This is a genomic window from Methylobacterium sp. WL120 (genome assembly GCF_008039465.1).
GTDB lineage: Bacteria > Pseudomonadota > Alphaproteobacteria > Rhizobiales > Beijerinckiaceae > Methylobacterium > Methylobacterium cerastii.
The window spans coordinates 1-255 of record NZ_VRUT01000390.1; the positions used below are offsets into that span (position 1 = coordinate 1).

Annotated in this window: 1 protein-coding gene; it reads right to left on the bottom strand. The window is 66.7% G+C overall.

The genetic code is table 11. From position 1 onward, the window contains the following. On the bottom strand, positions 1-255 hold a 255-nt coding region (locus FV229_RS27775), incomplete at both ends, for a hypothetical protein (RefSeq protein ID WP_210246635.1).

Sequence of the window (255 nt, forward strand, 5' to 3'; positions counted from 1 at the left end):
CCTGGATCGCGTTGGTCGCGGTGTCGGCGATGCTGGTGCCGGTGCTTTTGAGGTCGAGGCGGACGGAGCCGTCGCCGGCCACCTGATCGAGCGTCACCATGTAGGTGGTGCCCGAGCCTGTGACGGAGGCGATGTGCGCTGTGGCGTTGCCGTCGGTGGTGGTGACGGTGAAGTCGCTTGCAACGACGTTGGTGACGGCTTCGGAGAAGGTGACGGTCTCGGTCAGCGTGGTGGCGTTGGTTGGGCCGGTGGTGC